Below are 23,988 nucleotides of genomic sequence, written 5' to 3'. Positions count from 1 at the left end.
CTCGCGTGGCAGGTTCAACCCGCGCAGGAGCGTCCTTCTCCGGCCCCCCACAGCGATGCGAGTCCCTGCCGGTAGTCGGCGTGGCGCGGCCGCCAGTGCAGCGCGTCCCGGGTCTGCCGCGCGTCGATGCGCTTGCTTGCCCCGTAGAAGCGACGCAGTGCTGGTGATGCGCGTTCGGCGTCGTAGGGTTCGGCCGGCGGCAACGGCAGGCCGCTGAGCGCGGCGGCATGGGCGAGCACGTCCTGCGGCGGTGCCGGTAGCTCGTCGGCGATCAGGTAGGTCGCGTCCGGCGTGCGCGTATGCCATAGCGAAGCGGTGATCGCGTCGCAGGCGTCATCGACATGGATGCGGTTGAACACCAGGCCGGGCTTCACCCAGTGGCGTGCCGTGCCGTCGGCCAGTTGGCGCAGCGCGTTCCGGCCGGGCCCGTAGATGCCCGCGAGCCGGAACACGCCGCAGGGGATGCCGCGCCGCCGCGCGAGTTCACGCCATTGCCGTTCCGCTGTCAGCCGCATGCGCGCGGTGGCATCGGTGCCGTCGGCGACGGATGCCGCGTCGACGATGCCGCCCTGCCGGTCCGCATACACGCCGGTCGAGGAGAGATAGCCCGACCAGCGCAGCCGATCGTTCGAGGCCAGCGCATCGGCGAGCAACGGCAGCGCGGGATCGCCGTCCGCACCGGCCGGCATCGAGCCGAGGATGGCGTCGGCCTGCGCCAGCGCATCCAGCAGGCGGGGATCGACCGGCAGCCGGCCATCGAAACGGTGGCGCATCGGGTCTTCGGGGTCGGGCGTGCGTGTCGTTCCCACGCAGTGCACGCCGTGCGCCCGCAGGCGCTGCGCGAAACGCGTACCCGTATAACCCATGCCGAGCACGACCAGCCGCCGCAACCAGGGCGGCGGCGCGTCCGGGCTCATGCGTGGCGTTGCTGTTCGTAGGCCTGCAGCGCGACCCACGCGGTCTGCAGTCGCGGCACGTCGACACCGTCGGACCGCGCACGACGCACCATGTCGCCGACGATATGAGAAGCCTCGATGCGCTGGCCCGCTTCCAGGTCGCGCAGCATGGACGCCTTCAGCGGCGAATCGGGGGCCGTCAGCGTTTCGCGCGCCGATGCCTGGGCAGACGGCGGCACCGGCTGGCCCGACGCCGCGGCGACCGCCAGGCATTCCTCGTGCAATGCCGTCATGAAGTCCACGCCACCTTCGCCCGCCACGATCGTGCCGATCGGCGCGCGCATCAGGCAGGTGCCGGCGGCCAGCGCGGTCAGGAAGCTGTACTTCACCCACTGCGCCTGCGCGATGTCCGGCGTGTACAGGTGATCGATGGCCGCCTGCGCGCAGGCGGCCGCGAGCGCCTTCAGACGGTCCTCCGATGCCTGCCCGTCGCGTTCACCGAAGGTCATCGAGGCCGGTTTGCCGAGGTGCAGGATGTCGCCGTCGGGGCCCAGCGTGGCGCTGATGAAGCACAGCCCACCGAGCACGTTATCGAAGCCGAAGCGCGCGTCGAGCGCTTCATAGTGGCGCAGCCCGTTGAGCAGTGGCACCACACGCGCCCCCGCGTCGACCGCAGGAGCGACGGCGTCCATCGCACTGTCAAGGTCGTAGGCCTTGCAGCTCAGCAGGATCAGGTCGAACTGCGCGGCATCACGGAGTTCGTCCGCCGTGATGACCTGGGCGGGAACATCCGCATCGCCCAGCGGGCTGCGGATGCGCAGGCCGCGTTCGCGCATCAGCGCCGCGCGCGCGGGACGCACCAGGAAGCTGACGTCGATGCCGGCCTGCGCCAGCCGGCCGCCGAAATAACCGCCGGTGCCGCCGGCGCCGAGCACGAGCAGGCGCATCAGCTGCGCAGCCCCACGCCCTTCTTCAGCAGCCACAGCCCCAGCGCGCCCAGGCCGACCACGAACGCCAGCATCAGCGCGTATGCGATCCACAGCGGCACGTCGCTGGTGCCGAGCAGGCCGTAGCGGAACGCGTTGACCATGTAGAAGATCGGGTTCGCGTGGGTCAGCGCTTCCGCCCACGGCGGCAGCAGCGTCACCGAATAGAACACGCCGCCCAGGTAGGTCAGCGGGGTGAGGATGAAGGTCGGCACGATGGCGATGTCGTCGAACTTCTTCGCATAGGCCGCATTGACGAAACCGGCCAGCGAGAAGATCGTCGCGCCCAGCAGCACCGTGGTGATGGTCACCAGCGGATGCGGGATGCGCACCTTGGTGAAGAACATCGCGATCACCAGCACGATGGCGCCGACCAGCAGGCCGCGCAGCACCGCACCGGCCACGTAGCCGAGCAGGATCACCCAGTTAGGCATCGGGCTGACCAGCAGCTCCTCGACGTGTCGGCCGAACTTGGCGCCGAAGAACGAGGAGGAGATGTTGCCGTAGCTGTTCTGGATGATGCTCATCATCACCAGGCCCGGCACGATGAACTCCATGTAGGTGTAGCCGCCCATGTCGCCGATCTGGCGGCCGATCAGGCCGCCGAAGATCAGGAAGTACAGCGTCATGGTGATGGCCGGCGGCACGAGGGTCTGGCCCCAGATGCGCAGGATGCGGGCGACTTCGCGGCGGACGATGGTGCCCAGCGCGACCATGTTCGGGGAACTCATGCCGCCTTCTCCTTGGTGCCATCGCCATTGCCGGTCATGCGCACGAACAGCTCCTCGAGGCGGTTGCTCTTGGTGCGCATCGAGCGCACGCGGATGCCGGCATCGTTGAGCGCGGCGAACACGCGGTTGAGGTCCATCGCACGCGGCATGTCGAGGTCCAGCGTGTGGCCGTCGGTGGCCGTCAGCGTGGTGCCCTCGATCACCGGCAGCTGGGCCGGCAGGTCGCCGTCGATGTCGAACAGGAATCCTTCCACGTCCAGCTTGGCGAGCAGCGTGCGCATCGGGCCCTGCTCCACGATCACGCCGCGGTCGATGATGGCCAGGTTGCGGCAGAGGCTCTCGGCTTCTTCCAGGTAGTGCGTGGTGAGGATGATGGTGGTGCCGGCGGCGTTGATGTCCTTCAGCGTCTTCCACATGCCGCGGCGGATCTCGATGTCCACGCCGGCGGTGGGCTCGTCGAGGATGAGGAGCTTCGGCCGGGTCATCATGGCGCGCGCGATCATCAGCCGGCGCTTCATGCCGCCGGACAGCGTGCGGCTCATCACGCTGGCCTTCTCCCAGAGCTGCGCCCGCTTGAGTTCCTCTTCCGCACGCACCAGCGCTTCGGCGCGCGGGATGCCGTAGAACCCGGCGTAGTTCACGCAGATGTCGAGCGGCTTCTCGAACATGTTGAAGTTGATTTCCTGCGGCACCAGGCCGAGCAGGCGCATCGCGCCGTCGCGGTCCCGGTCGATGTCGACGCCGAACACGCCGACCTGGCCGCTGCTCTTGTTGACCAGCGAGCTGACGATGCCGATCAGGGTGGACTTGCCGGCGCCGTTCGGCCCGAGCAGGGCGAAGAAATCGCCGGGTTCGACCTGCAGCGAGACGCCCTTGAGGGCCTGCACGCCGGTGTCGTAGACCTTGCGCAGGTCGGTGATGGCCAGCGCGGGAACCGCCGCCGGAGCCGTTGTCGTGGACGCCATGGGATACCTTGTGGCGCCGCGACGGCGCCCGGGGGGATGCGAGCGCTTATTATAGGCGTCCCGCCGGGGCCGACCCGGGCCACACAGTGTTCCAGCCGCCTTGGCGATCGTGCATTTCCCTTTGAAGCTCGTCGGACGCCGGATGCTGGCGCCCAGCGTCGGCCACTACAGTTTCGTCCGCGACGACGGGCAGCCGTTGGATTTCATCCCCGGCCAGTTCATCCAGGTGCATTTCGCCTATGCCGATGGCACCGCGACCAAGCGCAGCTATTCGCTGGCGACGATCCACGACCATGCGATGGGCCCGGGCGACGCGGTGGAGATCGCAGTGAGTTACGTGCCGGGCGGTGCGGCCACTGCCTTGTTCGAGGGCCTGCCTGAAGGCGGACACGTGGAAGCCAGCGGCCCGTTCGGCCGCTTCTGCCTGATGCCGGGCGACCGCAACGCGCGTTACCTGCTGATCGCCACGGGTACCGGCGTCACGCCTTACCGCTCGATGCTGCCGCAGCTGGAAGCCCTGATGGCCGAGCGCGGCGTCGAGGTCGTGCTGCTGCAGGGTGCACGGACGCCGGCCGAGTTGCTGTACGGCGACGAGTTCCGGGCCTTCGCCGATGCGCATCCCGGCTTCCGCTTCGTGCCCTGCTTTTCCCGCGAGCTGCCCGACGACCCCCATCCCGATGTGCGCCAGGGCTACGTGCAGCAGTTCCTGGCCGAGTTCGCTCCCGATGCGGCGCGCGATATCGCCTATCTGTGCGGCAACCCCAACATGGTGGACGCCAGCTTCGAGGCGTTGAAGGAACACGGCCTGCCGGGTCCCCAGATCCGGCGCGAGAAGTACGTCAGCAGCAAGTAGCCCGTCGCGATGCCGGGCTTCCCGGCACGCCGTCCCGTTTCTTTGGTCACATCCGGCCTGCCACGTCGTCATGGCATGCTGGAACCAGCCTACAACGGGACAGATACATGGAATTCCAGTTTCGTCGAACACTCGCGCCAGCCCTGGGCGCCCTGATACTCGCCGGCTGCAACGGCGCGGCCCCGGGCCCCGACCAGCAGGCCGTCCGCCACTACGGCGCGCTGGCCTTCACGCCCTGCACGCTCACCGCGCCCTACCTCACCACGACGGTGGAAGCGCAATGCACGACGTACGAGGTGGCCGAGGATCCGGCCAGGCCAGAGGGCCGCAAGGTCGCGTTGAACATCGCGTGGCTGCCGGCCACCAACGAGGGCGCGGCGACCGAAGACCCGGTGTTCTTCCTCGCCGGTGGTCCGGGGCAGTCGGCCGTGCAGGTCTGGCCGGCGATCGACGCGGCTTTCCGCGAGGTGCGCAAGTCGCGCCACATCGTGCTGGTCGACCAGCGCGGTACCGGCAAGTCGAATCCGCTGTCCTGCAAGGATGACGAAGGCCGCAACGCCTACGGCGATCCGGAGGACATGAGCGAGGCATCGGCGGCCGCGTTCGCCCGTGCCTGTGCGGCGTCGCTGAAGGCCGACCCGCGCTTCTACACCACCACGGATGCGGTGCGCGACCTGGACAGCGTACGCAAGGCGCTGGGTGCCACGAAGATCAACCTGGTCGGCGGTTCGTACGGTACGCGCGTGGCGCAGCAGTACGCCATGCGTCACCCCGACAGCACGCGCAGCGTGGTGATCGACGGCGTGGTACCGAACGAACTGGTGCTGGGCAGCGAGCACGCCCGCAACCTGGACGCGGCGCTGGCGGTGCAGTTCCGGCGATGCCAGGCGACGCCGACCTGCAAGGAGCGCTTCGGCGACGACCTGCGCGGGCAGCTGCGCGCACTCATGACGCGCCTGGCCGCCGCGCCGGTGAGCACCGAGTACCGCGACCCGTCCACCGGCGAGCTCGTCACCGGTGAGGTCACCGCGGGCGCCGTCGCCGGCATCACCCGCATGTACTCGTACTACCCGCAGGGCGCTGCCCTGCTGCCGCTGGTGTTGAACGAGGCGCAGCAGGGCCGCTACGGCTCGCTGATGTCGCTGTCGAAGCTGCTGGAGACCCAGGTGGGCGACCAGTTCATGCACGGCATGCAGCTGTCGGTGATCTGCGCCGAAGACGCGGACCTGCTGAAGTCCGATCCGGCGGATGCGGACACGGTCCTCGGCAGCCTGCTCGGCGACACCCTGAAGACGCAGTGCACGGCGTGGCCCACGGGCAAGCGGCCGGCGGACTTCCACACCGCCTGGAACTCGGACATCCCCACGCTCATCGCGTCGGGCGAGCTGGATCCGGTCACCCCGCCGCGCTACGGCGAGCAGGTGCTGCGCACGCTGTCGAACGGCCGCCACCTGGTGCTGAAGGGCCAGGGCCACGGTACGTTCGCGGTCGGCTGCATGCCGAAGTTGCTGGGCCGCTTCCTGGAGACCGCCGATGCCAAGGGCCTGGACGCGACGTGCCTGGACAGCCTCGATTACGTACCGCCCTTCACCAGCTTCAATGGCTGGGAACCGTGAGCCGCGCCACCGCGCGCCACTTCATTTCAATGGACATGACCGAATGATCATCGCCAACGACCTGCACAAGTCCTTCAAGACCAAGACCGGCACGGTCACCGCCGTGGACGGCGTCAGCTTCACCGCCCACGACGGCCAGATCACCGGCCTGCTCGGCCCCAACGGCGCCGGCAAGACCACCACCATGCGCATGCTGTACACGCTGATGACGCCCGATCGCGGCGAAGTCAAAGTGGACGGCATCGACACCGCGCAGGACCCCGTCGCCGTGCGCCGCGCACTGGGCGTGCTGCCCGACGCGCGCGGCGTGTACAAGCGCCTGACCGCACGCGAGAACATCGCCTACTTCGGCGAACTGCACGGACTCTCGTCGAAGCAGATCGCCGAACGTACCCGGGCGTTGTCGGATGCGCTGGACATGGGCGACATCCTCGATCGCCAGACCGAAGGCTTCAGCCAGGGCCAGCGCACCAAGACCGCGATCGCGCGGGCGCTCGTGCACGACCCGCGCAACGTCATCCTCGACGAGCCCACCAACGGCCTGGACGTGATGACCACGCGCGCGATGCGCAGCTTCCTGCACCAGCTGCGCGACGAAGGCCGCTGCGTGATCTTCTCCAGCCACATCATGCAGGAGGTCGCGGCGCTGTGTGACCGCATCGTGATCATCGCCAAGGGCACCGTGGTCGCCGCCGGCACCGCCGACGAACTGCGCGCGCAAGCGGGCGAGGACAACCTGGAGGACGCCTTCGTCAAGGTGATCGGTTCGGAGGAGGGCCTGCTGGCATGAACATGTTCCGCACTGTTTTCACCGTGATGCGCAAGGAGTTGCGCGATCTGTCGCGCGACCGTCGGACGCTGGCGCTGGCGTTGTTCCTGGGTCCATTGCTCTATCCGGCGCTGATGCTCGGCATGGGCTACCTGACCGAGAACCGCATCCGCACGCAGGTCGACAAGACGCTGGAGATTCCGATGGTCGGCGCCGAGCATGCGCCGAACCTGGTGAAGTTCCTCGCCACCAACGGCATCACCCCCGCCAAGGCGCCGGACAACCTGGATGCCGCGATCCGGTCGCAGGAGATCGACGTCGCGCTGCGGATCAGTCCCGCTTACGCGGAGGACTGGCGGAACGGGCGTCCGGCGCTGGTGGAGATCATCCGCGACAGCACGCGACGCGACGCCGATATCCCGACGCAGCGCGTCAACGCCGCCCTGTCGGCTTACGCGCAACAGGTCGGCGCGCTGCGCCTGCTGGCACGCGGCGTCGATGCGTCGGTGGCGCGACCCGTCAACATCGGCATGCAGGACCTGGCGACGCCCGAAGCCAAGCAAGGCATGCTGTTATCGGTGCTGCTGCCCTACCTGCTGATCCTCACCTCGTTCATCGGTGGCGCGTACCTGATCCTGGACGCGACGGCCGGCGAGCGCGAACGGCAATCGCTGGAACCCCTGCTGGCGACACCCGCGCCGCGCAGCGCGGTCGTCAGCGGCAAGATCGCCGCCGCGTGCGTGATCGGCCTGACCACCCTGCTGCTGACGCTGTTGGCGTTCAAGTTCAGTGCGCAGTTCGCGGGCACGCTGGGCCGGCAGTTGAACGTGTCGTTCCTGTCGATGGGCAAGATGCTGCTGATCCTGTTGCCCATGCTCTTCATCGGCACGTCGCTGCTCACGTACCTGGCCGCGTCGGCCAAGAGCATGAAGGAAGCCCAGAGCCACATGACGTGGTTGATGCTGCTGCCGATGATCCCGACGTTCGCGCTGATGGCGAACCCGCTGAAGAGCCAGCTGTGGCAGTTCGCCGTGCCGTTCCTGGCGCAGAACCAGCTGCTGCTGAAGGTCATCCGCAACGAATACATCAGTGCGCAGACCTGGCTGGTCTATGTGGCGGCGGCGTTCGGCGTGGCCGCGCTGCTGTGGTACGCGGCGGTGCGCCGTTACCACCAGGAGAAGCTCGCCGTCGCGGGATAAAGGCGGCGCTCCCTGCCGGATAAGAAAACGGCCACCGTGCGGTGGCCGTTTTTTTTGACTCAGAACCGGTATTCGTAGCCCAGCGTCAGCGTCTGGGCGGTGACGTCGGCGTTGAACAGGTCGCCCTTGTTGTAGTCGTAGTTCAGGCTGAGGCCGTTGTTGTGGTCGAAGTCGTAACCCACGCCCACGCCCACGTACGGCTTGGTGGAGCGTTCGCGCAACGACACGCCATCGGCGCTCAGCTTCGAATTGACGCTCTGCGCGCCCGCACGCCCGGCGATGAAGAAGCCGGTGTTGTCGGCACCGAACGCCTTCTTGCCCACCACGCCCAGGCCGACCGCATCCATGTCGTAGGAAATACCCTGGATGGAACGGTCGCCGAGGATCGAATAGAACCCTTCGACGGCGAAGTGCGGGGTGACGTAATGGCCTATGCGCAGGCTGTAGGCGGTGTCGGTATCGTCGGCCGTCAGGCCGTCGACCTCGATCTCCAGGTCGCTGTGGCCGATCTCGGCACGGCCGTACCACTGGCCTGCCTGTGTGGCGGCGGCGGTGGTGGAGAGGGTCAGGCACGCCAGCGCAACCGCGCCGGCAACAGTGAATCGCTTCATGGAGTCCTTCCGTGTTGTTGTGATGTTCGCCCGTCACGCGGGCGGCGGCACAGTAATCGTCGTCCGTGTTGGCGTCCAGTGCCGCAGGTCTTGTGTTAGTCGATGTGCGGCGCAAACGAAAACGCCGGCACGAGGCCGGCGTTCCGCATGCGGCTGGGGCGTGCGATCAACCCGGGCTGAAGCCGATCGTGCGACGCGTGGTGACCGGGGCATCGAGCGGCTCGAAGCGCCAGCGGCGCACGGCATTCAGCGCTTCGCGGTCGAACACGCGTGCCGGCGTGGCGCGCACGACGCGGGCATTGGTGACCGATCCGTCCACGCCGACGGTGATCTCGACCAGCACCTCGCCCTGCGTGCCCGACCGCAGCGCTTCCGGCGGATAGCGCGGCGCCGGCGTGCTGACCGCACGGAGGGTCTGCGCCGGAGCGGCGGCGGGTACGGCCGCACGCGTGGCGGCGGCCTGGCGTTCGGCGGCTTCACGCTGCGCGGCGGCCTGGCGTTCGGTTTCCTGCCGTGCGGCTTCGGCCCGCGCTGCTTCCTGCTGCTGGGCCAGCTGCTGGGCGGCGGCGGCTTCGCTGGCACGCTGCTGTTCGGCCTGCTGCGCCAACCGCTGCTGCTCGCGCAGGCGTGCGTCCTCGTCGGCCTTCGTCTTGGTGGCTTCATCGGTGACCGCGCGCTGCGCGACCGCCTGCTGCGCCGCTGCGATGCTCTGCTGCAGGCGTGGGAGGGCCGGCGCCTTCGGGTCGGCCTTCTCGATGATCGCCGACAGGCGCTGGGCCTCGGTGAACTCTTCGCGCGCGATGCTCTGCTCGGCGGCGATCAGCGTGTACGGCATCAGGTCGGTCAGCGCACTCGTCACGCCCGGATCGTTCGGCAGCTTGTCGCGCAACGCCAGGTAGTACTCCATGGCGTTGTCGCCGCCGGGCGCATAGATGCGGTTCTCGCGCAGCGCCTTGGTGGCGGCGTCGCGCAGTGCGTCGGCGTCCATCGCCTGGACCTGCGCGGACACGGCCGGCGGCGGCGGCGTCGCGGGGACGGCCGCCGCACCCGGCGTGGCGGCGGGCTTGGCCGCTTCGTCCTGCTTGGAACACGCCGCCAGGGCGGCAATGAGCATCAGCGGCGCGACATAGCGCAGGCGGCCGGTGGTCTGGATCAAGGACATCGTTTCAATTCCCCCAAGTACGTTCTTATGGTGTCGGCACGTCCGGTGCGCCCTCGGGAGGCGCGGGACCGGGTGTCGCGAATCAGCACGGGCCCGCCATCCACCCGACCTTCCGGCCGGGAACAGCGCGATGCCTTCCGGGTACCCCTACCCGGACGCCAGAGTACGTCGGCACCTCGGGCACGACACTTGATGTTCGTCACACTTTTGGTGGACTAGGCGGCTTGAGCGTCATTTCCCGATGCAGAACGTCGAGAAGACATGGCCCAGCATGTCATCCGCGCTGAGGCGACCGGTGATCTCGCCCAGCGCATCGTGGGCCAGTCGCAGTTCCTCGGCGGCCAGTTCAAGGTGCTCGTGTGCCAGATGCTCCGCCGCCAGCGCCGCGTGGGCCGCGGCGCGCCGCAGGGCATCGACGTGGCGAGCGCGCGCGGAAAATTCGCCGTCGCCCCCCTCGCTGGCCGGCCCGGCGGCAAGCGCGCGGAGGCGGTCGTGCAGACGGTCGAGATTCGTGCCCCGCGCGGCGGACACGTACACATGATCGCCGTCTTCCGCGGGCACGTCGGCGAGCAGGTCGGCCTTATTGTGGATCCACAGCACCGTGCCCACGTCCTGGAGGCTGTCGGCGATCGCCGCCCGACCGGCGTCGGGATCGCGCGCATCGACAACCGCCAGCGCCACGTCGGCGCGGCCGAGTTCCAGCCGAGCCCGGCGCATGCCTTCGCGCTCGATCGCATCGCCACCCTCGCGCAGGCCGGCGGTGTCCACCAGGTGCAGTTCCAGCCCATCCAGGCGGACGGTTTCGCGCAGGGTATCGCGGGTGGTGCCGGCAACATCGGTGACGATGGCGCGGTCGCTGCCGGCCAGCGCATTCAAGAGCGAACTCTTGCCCGCGTTCGGTGGACCGACGATCACCGCATGCACGCCATCGCGCAGCTTGCGCCCGCGTTCGGCGTCGACGAGCAAGGCCTCCAGCCGCCGTCGCGCATCCAGCAGGCGCTCGCGTACCTGCTCGCCGCCCAGCGTCTCGATGGATTCGTCGGCGAAGTCGATCGCCGCTTCGACATGCACGCGCAGCGCCAGCAGCGACTGGCCGATGTCACCCACGCGTTCGGAGAACACGCCGTCAAGCGAGCGCCGGGCGGCGCGGGCCGCGCGCGCGTCGGCGGCGGCGATGAGGTCGGCGATCGCTTCCGCCTGGGCGAGGTCGAACTTGTGGTTGAGGAACGCGCGTTCGGAAAACTCGCCGGGCCGCGCCGGCCGCGCGCCGAGCGTGCAGGCCCGGGCAACGAGCTGCTGCAGTACGACCGGGCTGCCGTGCGCCTGCAGTTCCACGACATCCTCGCCGGTGAAGCTCGCCGGACCGGGGAATGACAGCGCGATGCCGTCGTCCAGCGTGCCGCCATCGGCATCACGGAAGTGGACGTGGCAGGCGCGGCGCGGCGACAGCGCGCGTGCGCAGATCGTCGCCGCGATCGCCTGCGCCGCCGGCCCCGACAGCCGGACGATGCCGACGCCGCCCGCTCCCGGCGGCGTGGCGATCGCGACGATGGTGTCCTGCGCTGGCGTCATGGTGCGGGTTCGTGGAAGCGCTTCAAGGGTAGCGGAAACACGAAGCCCGCCGGAGGGCGGGCTTCGTGGCACGGCGAGCGGTGCGGCTTACTTCGCGGTCGCGGCCTTCGGCGGCGTCGCCGATTCGCCATGGCGCTTTGTCATCCACCACTGCTGCAGCAGGCCCAGCGCGCCGTTGGTCACCCAGTACAGCACCAGGCCCGACGGGAAGAACGCCATCATCACGCCGAACACCAGCGGCATGAACTGCATCATCTTCTGCTGCATCGGATCCATGCCCGGCGCCGGCGTCAGCTTCTGCGTCAACCACATCACCAGCATGTTGAGTACCGGCAGGATGAAGTACGGGTCGCGCGCGGTGAGGTCCTGGATCCACGCGAACCACGGCGCCTGGCGCAGTTCGACGGTTTCCACCAGCACCCAGTACAGCGCCAGGAACACCGGCATCTGCACGAGGATCGGCAGGCAGCCGCCCATCGGGTTGATCTTCTCCTTCTTGTACAGCTCCATCATGGCGACCTGGAACTTCTGCTTGTCGTCGCCGTAGCGCTCCTTCAGCTGCTGGATGCGCGGCTGGAACTTGCGCATCTTGGCGAAGCTCTTGTACTGCGCAGCGGACAGCGGATACAGCGCCAGCTTCACCAGGATCACCAGGCCGATGATCGACCAGCCCCAGTTGCCGATGAAGCCGTGGAGGAAGTTCAGCACCCAGAACAGGCCCTGCCCCAGCATCGCCAGGATCGCGAACTGGCTGTAGTCCACCACCCGGTCGATGCCGGGCGCGTTGATCGCATGGATCTTGTCGACCAGCTTCGGACCCACCCAGAGGCGTGCGGTGGTGGTGGCCTGCTGGCCGGGACCGACGTTGACGCCCGGACCCATCTCGCGGATCAGCGCGCGCGTGCCGTTGTCTGGGTTGTCGAGCGAGATGGTGGTGGTGTCGTCGGCCTGCGGAATCCACGCACTGAAGAAGTGGTGTTGAGGAATGGCGATCCACCCACCCTTCACCTGCGCATTGACGCGGCCGTCTTCCAGGTAGTCCTCGTTGAACTTGCGGCGCTGGTAGCTGCCGTCCCACCACGTGGCGCCGTTGAAGCTGAAGGACTCGGGATTGGTCATGCCGCTCTTGACCTGCGGCGGCGTGCGCAGCAGCTGCCGATAGACCATGCCCTGCCATGTACCGGTGCCGGCATTGACTACCTGATCGCGGACTTCGATCTCGTAGCTGGCGCGCTTGAAGGTGTAGGTACGGCGGATGGTCACGCCGTCCGATCCCTGCCAGATGAAGGGCACGCTGACACTGTCCGCGCCCTGCGCCAGCGCCACGTCGCGCGCGCCCTGTTCGGGGACGAACGCGTGGTGGTCAGGCGCCTTGGAGCCGCTGCTGACCCAGCCGCTTTCCGCCGCGTAGAAATGCTGCGGGTCTTCGCTGAAGAGACGCACCGGGCCACTGCCCGGCGTCTTGCTCTGCGGGTAGTGCAGCAGGTCGGCCTGCAGCACGCTGCCGCCGTCCAGCACCAGGCTCAGTACGTCGGTCCTGACGGTGACGCGCGGTCCCGCCGCTCCTTTCGGAGCGCCCGTTGGCGCAGGCGCCGCGGCGGGCGCACTGGGGACGCTGCCCGACGCCGGCGCGCTCGCCGCTACCGGCGCGGGGACGGTACTGCCCGCCGGCGCGGTGGCCTGCGTGGCGACCGTCGGGGTCGCGGGCGCTGCCTTGTTCCATTCCAGCCACAACAGGGTCGCCACCATCAGCCAGGCGAAGATCAGGAATACACGGGTCTGGTTCATCAGGCAGGCAGTCTCAACCGGCGTCGGAAACCGGTTTGGTCGGAGAAGAAGGAGTGGGAGGCGGCGCAGGCGAATTCAAGCCCGGCGGCATTGTGCCGCCCGGTGCCGGTGCCGGCAATGCGCCGGCGCGCGCCAGCACGCGCTCGAAGGTCGCGCGCAGCAGCGAGGAATCGGCTTTCGCCGCGGGCGGACGGGCGACCACGACGTAGTCGCCATCCGGCAGCGAGGCGCGCAGGCGACGGAAGTGTTCGCGCAGCTGGCGCTTGATGCGGTTGCGGCCGACGGCACGGGTATCGACCTTGCGGGATACCGCCAGGCCCAGACGCGCGGGCACGTCGCCCGGCAGCCAGTGCAGGCTCATCAGCGGATCGGACGTGCGGCGGGCCTGGTCGAACACGCGCGCATAGTCGGCGCTTGCGCGTACCCGTGCGCTGCGCGGAAAAGCCGTGCTCATCTCAGCAAGAAGCCCGCTCGTGGACGGGCGGGCTCCTTTCGATACAGGGAACGCATGGATGCTGGCCGTCGTTCGACGGCCAAGCCATCAGGCGGTCAGGCGCTTGCGGCCCTTGGCACGGCGACGGGCCAGGATCTTGCGGCCATCGGCCGTGGCCATACGGGCACGGAAACCATGGTCGCGCTTGCGCTTGAGGTTGCTGGGTTGGTAAGTGCGCTTGGTGGCCATGGGGCCCTCGTGCGTGTTCGGGTGGAAAGAACCGGAAATTCTATAGGAACCGCCGGGTTACGGTCAACTCCCCGTGTGCTTTCGATGCGTGCGTCCTGCGCGGACCGTCGCCGCAGGCGGTTCCCCGCGTTCATCCACATCTTATACACAGGATCGTTGGCGGGTTCCGACGGGGGTGGTAGTCTGGCCGACCCCATGGATTCCGTCCCGCGCTGCCTCTGGCAATGCGGGATGGCGTGTTCGCCCCCACTCGCGAGTTGTTCCACCTGATGGATGCCTGGCCCCGTTGCCTCGAACGCCTGGAAGCCGAATTGCCGGCCGAGGATGTACACACCTGGCTGAAGCCCCTGCAGGCCGAGCAGCGCAGCAACGCGATGGTGCTGTACGCGCCGAATGCGTTCATCGTCGAACAGGTCCGCGAACGCTACCTGGGTCGCATCCGCGAGCTGCTGGACTATTTCGCCGGCCACGACGACGTCTCGCTGGAAATCGGCTCGCGCAGCAAGGCGCCGGAGACGGCCAGCGCGCCGACGGCAGGCGCCGCGAGCACGGCCGCACCGGCCGAACCGTTCGCCGGCAACATGGACATGCATTACACCTTCGACAACTTCGTCGAGGGCCGCAGCAACCAGCTGGGCCGCGCCGCCGCGTGGCAGGCCGCGCAGAAGCCGGGCGACCGCGCCCACAACCCGCTGCTGCTGTATGGCGGCACCGGCCTGGGCAAGACCCACCTGATGTTCGCTGCCGGCAACGAGATGCGCCGGCAGAATCCGAATGCGCGCGTGCTTTACCTGCGCAGCGAACAATTCTTCAGCGCCATGACCAAGGCGCTGATCGAAAAGTCGATGGACCAGTTCAAGCGTCGCTTCCAGCAGGTCGACGCACTGCTGATCGACGACATCCAGTTCTTCGCCGGCAAGGACCGCACGCAGGAAGAGTTCTTCCACACCTTCAACGCGCTGTTCGACGGCCGCCAGCAGATCATCCTGACCTGCGACCGCTACCCGCGCGAGGTGGAAGGCCTGGAACCGCGGCTGAAATCGCGTCTGGCGTGGGGGCTGAGCGTGGCGATCGACCCGCCGGACTTCGAGACGCGTGCGGCCATCGTGCTGGCCAAGGCGCACGAGCGCGGTGCGCAGATCCCGGACGACGTCGCGTTCCTGCTGGCCAAGAAGATGCGCAGCAACGTGCGCGACCTGGAAGGCGCCCTCAACACGCTGGCCGCCCGTGCCAACTTCACCGGCCGCGCGATCACTACCGAGTTCGCCCAGGAAACGCTGCGCGACCTGCTGCGCGCGCAGCAGCAGGCGATCAGCATCCCCAATATCCAGAAGACCGTGGCAGACTACTACGGTCTGCAAATCAAGGACCTGCTGTCCAAGCGGCGCACGCGTTCACTCGCGCGTCCACGACAGGTGGCGATGGCCTTGGCGAAGGAATTGACCGAACACAGCCTGCCTGAAATCGGCGATGCGTTCGCCGGCCGTGACCATACGACCGTGCTGCACGCCTGCCGCCAGATCCGCACCCTCATGGAAACGGATGGCAAGTTGCGGGAGGACTGGGACAAGCTGATCCGCAAGCTCAGCGAGTAGGCGGACCAGCCCTCGTCGTTGCAACGTGTGGAGATATCGGCAGGAGGATATGACCGCGACGAGCCGGTTCCGCTCTTCGTAGGCAGGCAGGACAGGCGGGGGTGTATCCGACGTGCCGGCTCCCATGGTGCCGCACGTCGTCTTCCTCGCCGTTGCGGTCACTGTAGGCAAGGCGATAGGGACGAGCAACGCATAACATCGTGCGCAAGTACGCTCACCTTCTGTGGATAAGATGTGCGTGGTTTCCGGGCGTAAAGTTGTCCACAGGTTTCACCATCGCCTGCAGTGCGCCTGTCCACTGGGTTGCAGGTGATAAAAAAACAATAGATTCATGGGGTTACGTAGGTTTTCCCGGGTTTCGGGCCCTACCACCACCACCAGCTTTTAAGCTTTTAGTCTTGAAAATCCAAAGCGAAGGGGCTCCCACACTCATGCGTTTCAGTCTGCAGCGCGAAGCTTTCCTCAAGCCGTTGGCCCAGGTGGTCAATGTGGTCGAACGCCGGCAGACGTTGCCGGTCCTGGCAAATTTCCTGGTGCAGGTACAGAACGGGCAGCTCTCGTTGACGGGTACCGACCTTGAGGTCGAGATGATTTCCCGCAGTGCGGTCGATGACGCGCAGGACGGTGAGACGACGATCCCCGCCCGCAAGCTGTTCGACATCGTTCGCGCACTGCCTGACGGCAGCAAGGTGACCGTGAGCCAGAGTGGCGACAAGGTCACCGTTCAGGCAGGCCGCAGCCGGTTCACCCTGGCGACGTTGCCGGCCAACGATTTCCCGTCCGTTGATGAGGTCGAAGCGACCGAACGTATCGAAGTGCCGGAAGCGACACTGAAGGAGCTCATCGAACGCACATCGTTCGCGATGGCCCAACAGGACGTCCGCTATTACCTCAATGGCCTGCTGTTCGACCTCAGCGAGCGCACGCTGCGTTGCGTCGCCACCGATGGTCACCGCCTGGCGATGTGCGAGTCGCAGCTGGACGGAGCGCCGGTCGGCAAGCGCCAGATCATCGTGCCGCGCAAGGGCGTGACCGAGCTGCAGCGGCTTCTGGAAGGCGGTGACCGCGCGCTGGAGCTCGAGGTCGGACGCAGTCATATCCGCGTGAAGCGCGACGATGTCACCTTCACCTCGAAGCTGATCGACGGCCGCTTCCCCGACTATGCGGCGGTGATTCCGATCGGCGCGGACCGCGAAGTGCTGCTTGACCGCGAAGTGCTGCGGGCCGCCCTGCAGCGCGCCGCGATCCTGTCCAACGAGAAGTACCGCGGTGTGCGGGTCGAGGTATCGCCCGGTCAGCTGAAGATCAGCGCGCACAATCCCGAACAGGAAGAAGCCCAGGAAGAAATCGAGGCGGATACCAAGGTCGACGGCCTGGCTATCGGCTTCAATGTGAATTACCTGCTGGACGCGTTGTCGGCATTGCGCGATGAGCATGTGGTCCTGCAGCTTCGGGACGCCAACTCTTCTGCCCTCGTACGCGAGGCGAGCAGTGAAAAGTCCCGCCACGTGGTCATGCCTCTGCGTCTCTGACACTCTTGTTTCACGTGGAACATCAGATCGCCCGACCCCGTGTCGGGCGATCTCGTTTCAGGAGTCCGTCGGCCGATGCCTGTCGCCAGCCGCGGCGGGTTCGCGGGCTACAATTCGGCATGCCCCCTAGCCTCTCCCCGCCCTCGTCGTTGTCAGATTCGTGCGAGCACTCCGAGGCATCCACTGCGCGTGCGGACCCGTCGTGCAGGTAACGCGACTGGAGGCCAGTGGCCTGCGGCGGTTCCAGCGGGTCTCGTTGGCCCCCGAGGCTGGCATCAACCTCATCACGGGCGACAACGGTGCCGGCAAGACCAGTTTGCTGGAAGCGCTGCATCTGATGGCATACGGACGCAGCTTCAGGGGGCGTGTCCGGGACGGTCTGGTCCGTACTGGATCCGATGCGGTCGAGGTCTTCGTAGAGTGGCGGGAAGCCAGCCAAGGGCGCCAACGCCGAGCGGGCCTGCGCCATAGCGGGCAGACATGGATGGGCCGGTTGGACGGAGAGACCGTTACCCAGTTGGGTGATCTCTGTGCGGCCTTGGCGGTCGTGAGTTTTGAGCCGGGAAGCCATGCCCTCGTCACAGGGGGCGGGGAGCCCAGGCGCCGCTTCATGGATTGGGGGCTGTTCCACGTGGAACAGGGGCGCGAGGGGGGCTTTCTTCCCCTCTGGCGGCGCTATGCACGTGCCCTGAAACAACGGAACAGCCTGCTCAAGGCGGGAAGCGGCGGTGGACAGCTCGACGCGTGGGACCACGAGCTGGCCGAGGCGGGCGAGCCCCTGACCCGACACCGTCAGGGATATCTGGATGCGCTCCAGGATGATCTGTCGTCCGTCGTGGGCGAACTGGCGCCGTCACTGGGAAACGCGTCGCTGCACTTCCTGCCCGGATGGCGCCGGCATGAGCTGTCTCTGGCGGACGCACTGCTGCTCGCCCGGGAGCGGGATCGTGCGGCCGGCTATACGACCGTGGGTCCGCACCGTGCGGACTGGCGGATCGACTACAGCGCGCTGCCCCAGCGCGAGACGCTGTCCCGGGGCCAGGCCAAGTTGACCGCCCTGTCCTGCCTGCTGGCACAGGCACAGGATTTCGCCCGTCGACGCGGTGAGTGGCCCGTCATCGCGCTGGACGATCTTGCGTCCGAACTGGACCGGCACCACCAGCGTCGAATTCTGGCGCGTCTGCTCGCCAGCGGTGCCCAGATCTTCATTACCGGTACCGAACCGCCGGTCGGGTTGGTGGAAAGCGACGTGGCACCTGCTCTGTTCCACGTGGAACAAGGGGGCGTGGAGCGCCTCATCACCCCTTGAGCCGGGTCTAAGTACGCACCAGTGCTATAATTCCGCATTGATCCCCTGGCCTGCGCACGGCGCCTACCGACCCGGTGGCGCCTGCCCCGCCATGCAGCCGACACGAAGCGAATGACCGACGAAACGACCTCTTCTGCACCGAACGGCAATACGTACGACGCCAACAGCATTACCGCGCTGGAGGGCCTGGAAGCGGTCCGCAAGCGCCCCGGTATGTACATTGGCGATGTGCACGACGGCACCGGCTTGCACCACATGGTGTTCGAAGTGGTCGACAACTCCATCGACGAGGCGTTGGCCGGCCACGCGGACCATGTCGCGGTGACGATCCACGAAGATGGGTCGGTCTCGGTCTCCGACAACGGACGCGGCATCCCGGTAGGCAAGCATGCGCAGATGAGCGCCAAGCTCGGTCGCGAGGTGTCCGCCGCTGAAGTCGTCATGACGGTGCTCCACGCGGGCGGCAAGTTCGACGATAACAGCTACAAAGTGTCCGGCGGCCTGCACGGGGTGGGCGTCAGCGTGGTCAACGCCCTGTCCGAGAAACTGCAGCTGGACATCTTCCAGGGCGGTTTCCACTATCGTCAGGAATACAGCAACGGCGCCGCGCTGGTCCCCCTGACCCAGGTCGAAAGCACCAGCAAGCGCGGCACCACGCTCCGCTTCTGGCCTTCGGTAACGGCCTTCCACGGCAACGTCGAATTCCACTACGACATCCTAGCCCGCCGTCTGCGCGAGCTGTCGTTCCTGAATTCCGGCGTGAAGATCGTGCTGGTCGACGAGCGGGGCGAAGGCCGTCGCGACGATTTCCACTACGAAGGCGGTATCCGCAGCTTCGTGGAGCACCTCGCCCACCTCAAGACACCGCTGCATCCGAACGTGATCTCGGTCAGTGGCGAGCAGAATGGCATAACGGTGGAAGTCGCCCTGCAGTGGACCGACGCCTACCAGGAAACGATGTTCTGCTTCACCAACAACATCCCCCAGAAGGATGGCGGTACCCACCTGATCGGCTTCCGTGCCGCGCTTACGCGCACGCTGACGAACTACATCGAACAGAGCGGCATCGCCAAGCAGGCGAAGGTGAACCTGTCCGGCGACGACATGCGCGAAGGCATGATCGCCGTGTTGTCGGTGAAGGTGCCGGATCCGAGTTTCTCCTCGCAGACCAAGGAAAAACTCGTCAGTTCCGACGTCAGGCCGGTTGTTGAGAGCACGTTCGGTGCACGTTTGGAGGAGTTCCTGCAGGAACATCCCCACGAGGCCCGCGCAATCGCGGGCAAGATCGTCGACGCCGCCCGCGCCCGCGAGGCCGCCCGCAAGGCGCGCGACCTGACACGCCGCAAGGGTGCACTGGATATCGCCGGCCTGCCCGGCAAGCTGGCCGACTGCCAGGAGAAGGATCCGGCGCTGTCCGAGCTCTTCATCGTCGAGGGTGACTCGGCGGGCGGTTCCGCCAAGCAGGGTCGCAACCGCAAGAACCAGGCGGTGCTGCCGCTCCGCGGCAAGATCCTCAACGTGGAACGCGCGCGCTTCGACCGCATGCTCGCCAGTGCCGAAGTCGGGACGCTGATCACCGCGCTCGGCACCGGCATCGGCAAGGACGAGTACAACCCGGACAAGCTGCGCTACCACCGCATCATCATCATGACCGACGCCGACGTCGACGGTTCGCACATCCGCACGCTGCTGCTCACGTTCTTCTACCGGCAGATGCCTGAGCTGATCGAGCGCGGCCATGTCTACATCGGCCTGCCGCCGCTGTACAAGCTGAAGCAGGGCAAGCAGGAGCTCTACCTGAAGGACGACGCGGCGCTGAACGTCTACCTGGCGAACAATGCGGTGGAAGGTGCATCGCTGATTCCGGCGAACGGCGAGCCGCCGATTTCCGGCGAGGCGCTGGAGAAACTGCTGCTCGTCTTCAGCACCGCGCGTGACGCGATTGCACGCAACGCGCATCGCTATGATCCGGTGCTGCTGGAGTCGCTGATCGACTTCACGCCGCTCGATGCCGAACACCTGCAGCAGAACATCGACGAGCGGCATGAACTGGCCGCGCTGGAAGCCAAGCTCAACCGTGGCAGCATCGGCAGTGCGCGTTATGCACTCACGCTGCAGCCGGCGAACGAACAGCGCCCTGCTGCCCTGCTGTCCACCCGTCGCCACATGGGTGAGGAACTGGTGCAGGTGTTGTCGCTGTCGGCGTTCGAGAGCGGCGAACTGCGTCCGCTGCGCGAAGCCGCCGCACTGCTGCATGGCCTGGTCCGCGATGGCGCGCAAGTCGTCCGCGGCAACAAGGCGCAGCCGGTGGCGACGTTCGCCGAGGCGCAGGCGTGGTTGCTCGAAGAGGCCAAGAAGGGTCGCAGCATCCAGCGCTTCAAGGGCCTGGGTGAAATGAACCCCGAGCAGCTGTGGGACACCACGGTCAATCCCGAAACGCGTCGCCTGTTGCAGGTGCGGATCGAAGATGCGGTCGCCGCCGACCAGATCTTCAGCACGCTGATGGGGGATGTCGTCGAGCCGCGGCGCGAGTTCATCGAAGACAACGCGCTGAAGGTCGCCAACCTCGACGTCTGACGCTGCACGGATGAGCGACGTGCCCTCCCCGTCCGGCGCGCTGGATGCGACGCGGTCCACACTGCCGCTGCGCAGCGTGCTGCCCGCGTTCGCCATCGATGTGGCGCTCGCCATCGCGCTGTCGTTCTCGACGCTGATGCTGGGCCTGTTCGGCTGGGCGGCATGGCGAGGCATCCAGCTCGCGCAGCGAGCCGGGGGCACGCCCGATGCACAGGCACTGCAGGCGCAACTCGGTACGCCTCCGGTCCTGTTCCTGATCGTCATGACGCTCGTCAGCACCGGTGGAACGGCCCTGGTGCTCTACCTGTGGCGACGCCGGGCCACGCGGGCCGAACGGCGCGCGTCGTTGGACCGCCTGCGTAACGCCCGCACGTGGATCTGGGCGCTTGTCGCCGGCGTGGCCACATTCCTCTTCAGTACGCTGATGAGTGCGGCAGGCCGCCTGTGGCTGGGTCTGGACCTCGAACCGAGCAACCTGGACCTGATCAAGGACGGCTTCGCGCGCTATCCGCTGTTCCTTGCGTTGTTCGCAGTCGTCCTGGCACCGCTCTACGAAGAACTGCTGTTCCGGCGCGTGCTGTTCGCACGGCTGTGGCAGGCTGGATGGCCTATGCTGGGTCTGGTGCTCAGCAGCCTGGTGTTTGCCCTGGTCCACGAATTGCCCGGCCTCAACGGCAAGCCGGCGGGCAGCACGCTGTTCCTGATCGCGGTGTACGCCGGCATGGGCGGCATCTTCGCTTGGGTGTATCGCCGCACGGGGACGCTATGGGCGCCCATCGCTGCCCACATCCTGAACAATGCGATAGCGCTGGCTGTCTTGCAGGTGTACGGCGACGCATCCGTCTAATGTGATTGACAAAAGTTTAAGACGGGCTTGCCCAGACTCTGGTCGCACGCAATATCGCAGGGGGGCGAGCATGAAATGCCAGATTCTCGGAACCGCCATGGTGCTGGGCCTTGCCGCCTGCGCTACCACGACGTCGCCGACGGGACGCACCCAGATGGTCGGCGGTGTTTCCCAGGCCCAATTGGACCAGCTGGGCGCACAGGCCTTCGCCGAGACCAAGGCGAAGGAGACCCTCAACCGTGATGCACGCCAGAACGCCTACGTCACTTGCGTGGTGAACGCCCTCGTCCGCCAGCTGCCACCGGAGCAGCGCGGCGTTGCGTGGGAGACTGCGGTCTTCACCGACAGCGAGCCGAATGCGTTCGCCCTGCCGGGCGGAAAGGTCGGCGTGAATACCGGGATCTTCACCGTCGCCAAGAACCAGGACCAGCTTGCTGCCGTGCTGGGACATGAAATCGGCCATGTGATCGCACGACACCATGAAGAACGCATCACGCGGCAGATGGGTGCGCAGGCGGGTCTGGGTGTGCTCGGCGCGCTGGCCGGCGCTCGCTACGGTGAGGGTGCCGCCAGTACTGTGAACCAGCTCGGCGGCATGACCGCGCAGGCAGCGTTCCTGCTGCCCGGTTCCCGAACACAGGAAAGCGAGGCCGACGTCGTCGGCCAGCGTCTGATGGCGCAGGCCGGCTTCGATCCGCGCCAAGCGGTAGGCCTGTGGCAGAACATGATGGCCGCCAGCGGAGGACGCTCGCCGCAATGGCTGTCGACCCACCCCGACCCCGCCAACCGCATCCGCGAGCTCGAGCGCGATGCCCCTTCCCTCGTACCCACGTACGAGGCGGCCAGGAAGGCCGGAAACGCGCCGAAATGCGGCTGACACACGCGCCGGTATTGCTGCGCAGCAGCACGTGAAACGGTATCCGCCTTCCCTTGGTTTCTGTTAGTTTTGCCGGCCCCGCACGCAGAGGGGACGGGTGAACCGCCTTCTGCTTGTCCCCACGAGGTTTAGACATGAAACACCGCATGCCCCAGAAGACTGTCCTCAGCCTGATGTTGCTGGCCGCCTTTGGCGGCGCCGTCGTTGCCGACGCCGTGGCGTATGACGCCCGCTCCGCAGAACGCGGTGGACGCAAGAACAGCGCCAAGCCGGAAGTGCGTTATCCGGACGCGACCCGCGAGGAGCCCAAGGCCAAGGGTTCGAGCAAGGCCCAGGGCAAGCTCAGCAAGCTGTTCAAGGCCTATGAAAAGGAAGACAACGACACCGAGACGCTGACCCTCGCGAAGGATCTGCTGGCCGAGCCCAATGCCAACGACTACGACAAAGCGATGGCCGCGCAGCTTGGCGCGCAGGCTGCCTACAACCTCGACGACATGGCGACCGCGAAGCAGTTGCTGCGGCAGGCCGTCGATCTCAACGCACTGGACAACAACGGTCATTACCAGTCCATGATGATGCTGGCCCAGCTGCAGTTGCAGGATGACGAGTTCGAGCCGGGCATGGCCAACCTCGATCGCTACCTGACCGAGACGAAGTCGTCGCGTCCGGAAGACCTCATCATGAAGGGCCAGGCGCTCTACCAGACGGAAAAGTTCGCCGAAGCCATTCCGGTGCTGGAAAAGGCCATTGCCGCCACTCCGGAGCCGAAGGACAGCTGGTACAGCCTGCTGTTGGCGTCGTACAACGAAGCGGGCCAGCCGGAGAAAGCCGTCAAGCTGGCCGAGCAGCAGGCAGCCAAGAACCCGACCGACAAGAAGTCGCAGATGAACCTGGTCGCGACGTACCAGCAGGCCGACCAGTTCGACAAGGCCGCCGCGATCCTGGAAAAGCTGCGCGCAGCCGGCCAGCTGACGGACGAGAAGGAATACCGCCAGCTGTACATCACCTACGCCAACATGGACGGCAAGGAGAAGGACGTGATCTCCGTCGTCAACGAGGGCCTGCAGAAGGGTCTGTTGAAGCAGGATTACCAGACGTATCTTGCGTTGGCACAGGCGTACTACTACTCCGAACAGGTCCCCCAGGCCATCGAGGCGTGGCAGAAGGCCGCCCCGCTTGCGAAGGATGGCGAGACCTACCTCAACCTCGCCCGCGTGCTCTGGCAGGAAGGCCGCATCCCCGAAGCCAAGACCGCTGCGCAGGCGGCCTTGAACAAGGGACTGAAGAAGCCGGAAGACGCGAAGAAGATCCTCGCGCTTAAGTGACGTGATCCAGTGACACCGTAGGCCAAAAATCCGTACGGATAATGGCAACCGGGCGTCGGATTGGTATAAGCTGGGGATTCCGCCGCGCAAAACGGC

The 23,988-nt window shown here is 66.8% G+C and carries 21 protein-coding genes; 11 read left to right on the top strand and 10 right to left on the bottom strand.

Annotation, left to right across the window (positions count from 1 at the left end; translation table 11 throughout):
• Positions 1 to 14: 14 nt before the first annotated feature.
• From CYU89_RS02970 to CYU89_RS02955, 4 genes are read right to left on the bottom strand one after another with little or no spacing between them, the layout of a single operon-like run.
• Positions 15 to 917 (bottom strand): epimerase, encoded by a 903-nt coding sequence (locus CYU89_RS02970; RefSeq protein WP_296278727.1) that lies wholly within the window; start codon positions 915 to 917, stop codon positions 15 to 17.
• On the bottom strand, positions 914 to 1,843 hold the full coding sequence (panE, locus tag CYU89_RS02965; RefSeq protein ID WP_296278726.1) for a 2-dehydropantoate 2-reductase: 930 nt from the start codon (positions 1,841 to 1,843) through the stop codon (positions 914 to 916). The genes CYU89_RS02970 and panE overlap by 4 nt, the downstream gene beginning before the upstream one ends.
• Complete coding sequence (locus CYU89_RS02960) at positions 1,843 to 2,613, bottom strand: ABC transporter permease (RefSeq protein WP_296278725.1); 771 nt, start codon at positions 2,611 to 2,613, stop codon at positions 1,843 to 1,845. Before CYU89_RS02960 ends, panE begins: the two co-directional genes overlap by 1 nt.
• Entirely contained in the window at positions 2,610 to 3,578 is a 969-nt protein-coding gene (locus CYU89_RS02955; RefSeq protein ID WP_296278724.1) for an ABC transporter ATP-binding protein, read from the bottom strand. Before CYU89_RS02955 ends, CYU89_RS02960 begins: the two co-directional genes overlap by 4 nt.
• Positions 3,579 to 3,678: 100 nt before the next feature.
• On the opposite strand from CYU89_RS02955, the gene CYU89_RS02950 reads away from it, so the two are divergent.
• From CYU89_RS02950 to CYU89_RS02935, 4 genes are all read left to right on the top strand, one after another.
• Positions 3,679 to 4,431 carry a ferredoxin--NADP reductase gene (locus tag CYU89_RS02950; protein ID WP_296278723.1) on the top strand — a complete coding sequence of 251 codons (753 nt, stop codon included), beginning with the start codon at positions 3,679 to 3,681 and terminating at the stop codon, positions 4,429 to 4,431.
• Between the two features lie 107 nt (positions 4,432 to 4,538).
• On the top strand, positions 4,539 to 6,047 hold the full coding sequence (locus tag CYU89_RS02945; protein WP_296278722.1) for an alpha/beta fold hydrolase: 1,509 nt from the start codon (positions 4,539 to 4,541) through the stop codon (positions 6,045 to 6,047).
• Positions 6,048 to 6,090: 43 nt separating this feature from the next.
• Positions 6,091 to 6,837 carry an ATP-binding cassette domain-containing protein gene (locus CYU89_RS02940; RefSeq protein ID WP_296278721.1) on the top strand — a complete coding sequence of 249 codons (747 nt, stop codon included), beginning with the start codon at positions 6,091 to 6,093 and terminating at the stop codon, positions 6,835 to 6,837.
• Positions 6,834 to 8,015 (top strand): ABC transporter permease, encoded by a 1,182-nt coding sequence (locus CYU89_RS02935; protein WP_296278720.1) that lies wholly within the window; start codon positions 6,834 to 6,836, stop codon positions 8,013 to 8,015. The genes CYU89_RS02940 and CYU89_RS02935 overlap by 4 nt, the downstream gene beginning before the upstream one ends.
• A gap of 59 nt (positions 8,016 to 8,074) precedes the next feature.
• Here CYU89_RS02935 and CYU89_RS02930 read toward each other — a convergent pair whose 3' ends face one another.
• From CYU89_RS02930 to rpmH, 6 genes are all read right to left on the bottom strand, one after another.
• Positions 8,075 to 8,626, bottom strand: coding sequence for a porin family protein (locus CYU89_RS02930; protein ID WP_296278719.1), 552 nt, complete (start codon positions 8,624 to 8,626; stop codon positions 8,075 to 8,077).
• A gap of 166 nt (positions 8,627 to 8,792) precedes the next feature.
• The gene (locus CYU89_RS02925; protein ID WP_296278718.1) at positions 8,793 to 9,788 is read right to left on the bottom strand and encodes an energy transducer TonB; all 996 of its coding nucleotides are present in this window, start codon (positions 9,786 to 9,788) and stop codon (positions 8,793 to 8,795) included.
• 231 nt (positions 9,789 to 10,019) lie between these two features.
• Positions 10,020 to 11,360 carry a tRNA uridine-5-carboxymethylaminomethyl(34) synthesis GTPase MnmE gene (mnmE, locus tag CYU89_RS02920; RefSeq protein ID WP_296278717.1) on the bottom strand — a complete coding sequence of 447 codons (1,341 nt, stop codon included), beginning with the start codon at positions 11,358 to 11,360 and terminating at the stop codon, positions 10,020 to 10,022.
• Positions 11,361 to 11,447: 87 nt separating this feature from the next.
• Entirely contained in the window at positions 11,448 to 13,148 is a 1,701-nt protein-coding gene (gene yidC / locus CYU89_RS02915; protein ID WP_296278716.1) for a membrane protein insertase YidC, read from the bottom strand.
• 13 nt (positions 13,149 to 13,161) lie between these two features.
• Complete coding sequence (rnpA, locus tag CYU89_RS02910; protein WP_296278715.1) at positions 13,162 to 13,602, bottom strand: ribonuclease P protein component; 441 nt, start codon at positions 13,600 to 13,602, stop codon at positions 13,162 to 13,164.
• Between the two features lie 87 nt (positions 13,603 to 13,689).
• Positions 13,690 to 13,830 (bottom strand): 50S ribosomal protein L34, encoded by a 141-nt coding sequence (rpmH, locus tag CYU89_RS02905; RefSeq protein ID WP_027083663.1) that lies wholly within the window; start codon positions 13,828 to 13,830, stop codon positions 13,690 to 13,692.
• 269 nt (positions 13,831 to 14,099) lie between these two features.
• Here rpmH and dnaA point away from each other — a divergent pair, with 269 nt between their 5' ends.
• From dnaA to CYU89_RS02870, 7 genes are all read left to right on the top strand, one after another.
• On the top strand, positions 14,100 to 15,425 hold the full coding sequence (gene dnaA, locus CYU89_RS02900) for a chromosomal replication initiator protein DnaA (protein ID WP_296278776.1): 1,326 nt from the start codon (positions 14,100 to 14,102) through the stop codon (positions 15,423 to 15,425).
• Positions 15,426 to 15,856: 431 nt separating this feature from the next.
• Positions 15,857 to 16,957, top strand: a complete 1,101-nt coding sequence (gene dnaN / locus CYU89_RS02895) for a DNA polymerase III subunit beta (protein WP_296278775.1) — start codon at positions 15,857 to 15,859, stop codon at positions 16,955 to 16,957.
• Positions 16,958 to 17,159: 202 nt separating this feature from the next.
• On the top strand, positions 17,160 to 18,266 hold the full coding sequence (gene recF / locus CYU89_RS02890) for a DNA replication/repair protein RecF (protein WP_296278714.1): 1,107 nt from the start codon (positions 17,160 to 17,162) through the stop codon (positions 18,264 to 18,266).
• 111 nt (positions 18,267 to 18,377) lie between these two features.
• The gene (gene gyrB / locus CYU89_RS02885; protein WP_296278713.1) at positions 18,378 to 20,843 is read left to right on the top strand and encodes a DNA topoisomerase (ATP-hydrolyzing) subunit B; all 2,466 of its coding nucleotides are present in this window, start codon (positions 18,378 to 18,380) and stop codon (positions 20,841 to 20,843) included.
• 10 nt (positions 20,844 to 20,853) lie between these two features.
• Positions 20,854 to 21,690 (top strand): CPBP family intramembrane glutamic endopeptidase, encoded by an 837-nt coding sequence (locus CYU89_RS02880; protein ID WP_296278712.1) that lies wholly within the window; start codon positions 20,854 to 20,856, stop codon positions 21,688 to 21,690.
• Between the two features lie 70 nt (positions 21,691 to 21,760).
• Complete coding sequence (locus CYU89_RS02875) at positions 21,761 to 22,567, top strand: M48 family metallopeptidase (RefSeq protein WP_296278711.1); 807 nt, start codon at positions 21,761 to 21,763, stop codon at positions 22,565 to 22,567.
• 134 nt (positions 22,568 to 22,701) lie between these two features.
• On the top strand, positions 22,702 to 23,892 hold the full coding sequence (locus CYU89_RS02870) for a tetratricopeptide repeat protein (protein WP_296278710.1): 1,191 nt from the start codon (positions 22,702 to 22,704) through the stop codon (positions 23,890 to 23,892).
• The last annotated feature ends 96 nt before the right edge of the window (positions 23,893 to 23,988 follow it).

The sequence above is a fragment of the Pseudoxanthomonas sp. genome (assembly GCF_002863005.1).
Lineage (GTDB): Bacteria > Pseudomonadota > Gammaproteobacteria > Xanthomonadales > Xanthomonadaceae > Pseudoxanthomonas_A.
Note: the sequence above shows the minus strand (reverse complement) of the source record. Positions and strands in the feature narration are given on the sequence as shown.

Coding starts and splice junctions, on each gene's coding strand:
- CYU89_RS02970 (WP_296278727.1), bottom strand. CDS start 917: ATGAGCCCGGACGCGCCGCCGCCCTGGTTGCGGCGGCTGGTCGTGCTC.
- panE (WP_296278726.1), bottom strand. CDS start 1,843: ATGCGCCTGCTCGTGCTCGGCGCCGGCGGCACCGGCGGTTATTTCGGC.
- CYU89_RS02960 (WP_296278725.1), bottom strand. CDS start 2,613: ATGAGTTCCCCGAACATGGTCGCGCTGGGCACCATCGTCCGCCGCGAA.
- CYU89_RS02955 (WP_296278724.1), bottom strand. CDS start 3,578: ATGGCGTCCACGACAACGGCTCCGGCGGCGGTTCCCGCGCTGGCCATC.
- CYU89_RS02945 (WP_296278722.1), top strand. CDS start 4,539: ATGGAATTCCAGTTTCGTCGAACACTCGCGCCAGCCCTGGGCGCCCTG.
- CYU89_RS02940 (WP_296278721.1), top strand. CDS start 6,091: ATGATCATCGCCAACGACCTGCACAAGTCCTTCAAGACCAAGACCGGC.
- CYU89_RS02935 (WP_296278720.1), top strand. CDS start 6,834: ATGAACATGTTCCGCACTGTTTTCACCGTGATGCGCAAGGAGTTGCGC.
- CYU89_RS02930 (WP_296278719.1), bottom strand. CDS start 8,626: ATGAAGCGATTCACTGTTGCCGGCGCGGTTGCGCTGGCGTGCCTGACC.
- CYU89_RS02925 (WP_296278718.1), bottom strand. CDS start 9,788: ATGTCCTTGATCCAGACCACCGGCCGCCTGCGCTATGTCGCGCCGCTG.
- mnmE (WP_296278717.1), bottom strand. CDS start 11,360: ATGACGCCAGCGCAGGACACCATCGTCGCGATCGCCACGCCGCCGGGA.
- yidC (WP_296278716.1), bottom strand. CDS start 13,148: ATGAACCAGACCCGTGTATTCCTGATCTTCGCCTGGCTGATGGTGGCG.
- rnpA (WP_296278715.1), bottom strand. CDS start 13,602: ATGAGCACGGCTTTTCCGCGCAGCGCACGGGTACGCGCAAGCGCCGAC.
- rpmH (WP_027083663.1), bottom strand. CDS start 13,830: ATGGCCACCAAGCGCACTTACCAACCCAGCAACCTCAAGCGCAAGCGC.
- dnaA (WP_296278776.1), top strand. CDS start 14,100: ATGGATGCCTGGCCCCGTTGCCTCGAACGCCTGGAAGCCGAATTGCCG.
- dnaN (WP_296278775.1), top strand. CDS start 15,857: ATGCGTTTCAGTCTGCAGCGCGAAGCTTTCCTCAAGCCGTTGGCCCAG.
- gyrB (WP_296278713.1), top strand. CDS start 18,378: ATGACCGACGAAACGACCTCTTCTGCACCGAACGGCAATACGTACGAC.
- CYU89_RS02880 (WP_296278712.1), top strand. CDS start 20,854: ATGAGCGACGTGCCCTCCCCGTCCGGCGCGCTGGATGCGACGCGGTCC.
- CYU89_RS02875 (WP_296278711.1), top strand. CDS start 21,761: ATGAAATGCCAGATTCTCGGAACCGCCATGGTGCTGGGCCTTGCCGCC.
- CYU89_RS02870 (WP_296278710.1), top strand. CDS start 22,702: ATGAAACACCGCATGCCCCAGAAGACTGTCCTCAGCCTGATGTTGCTG.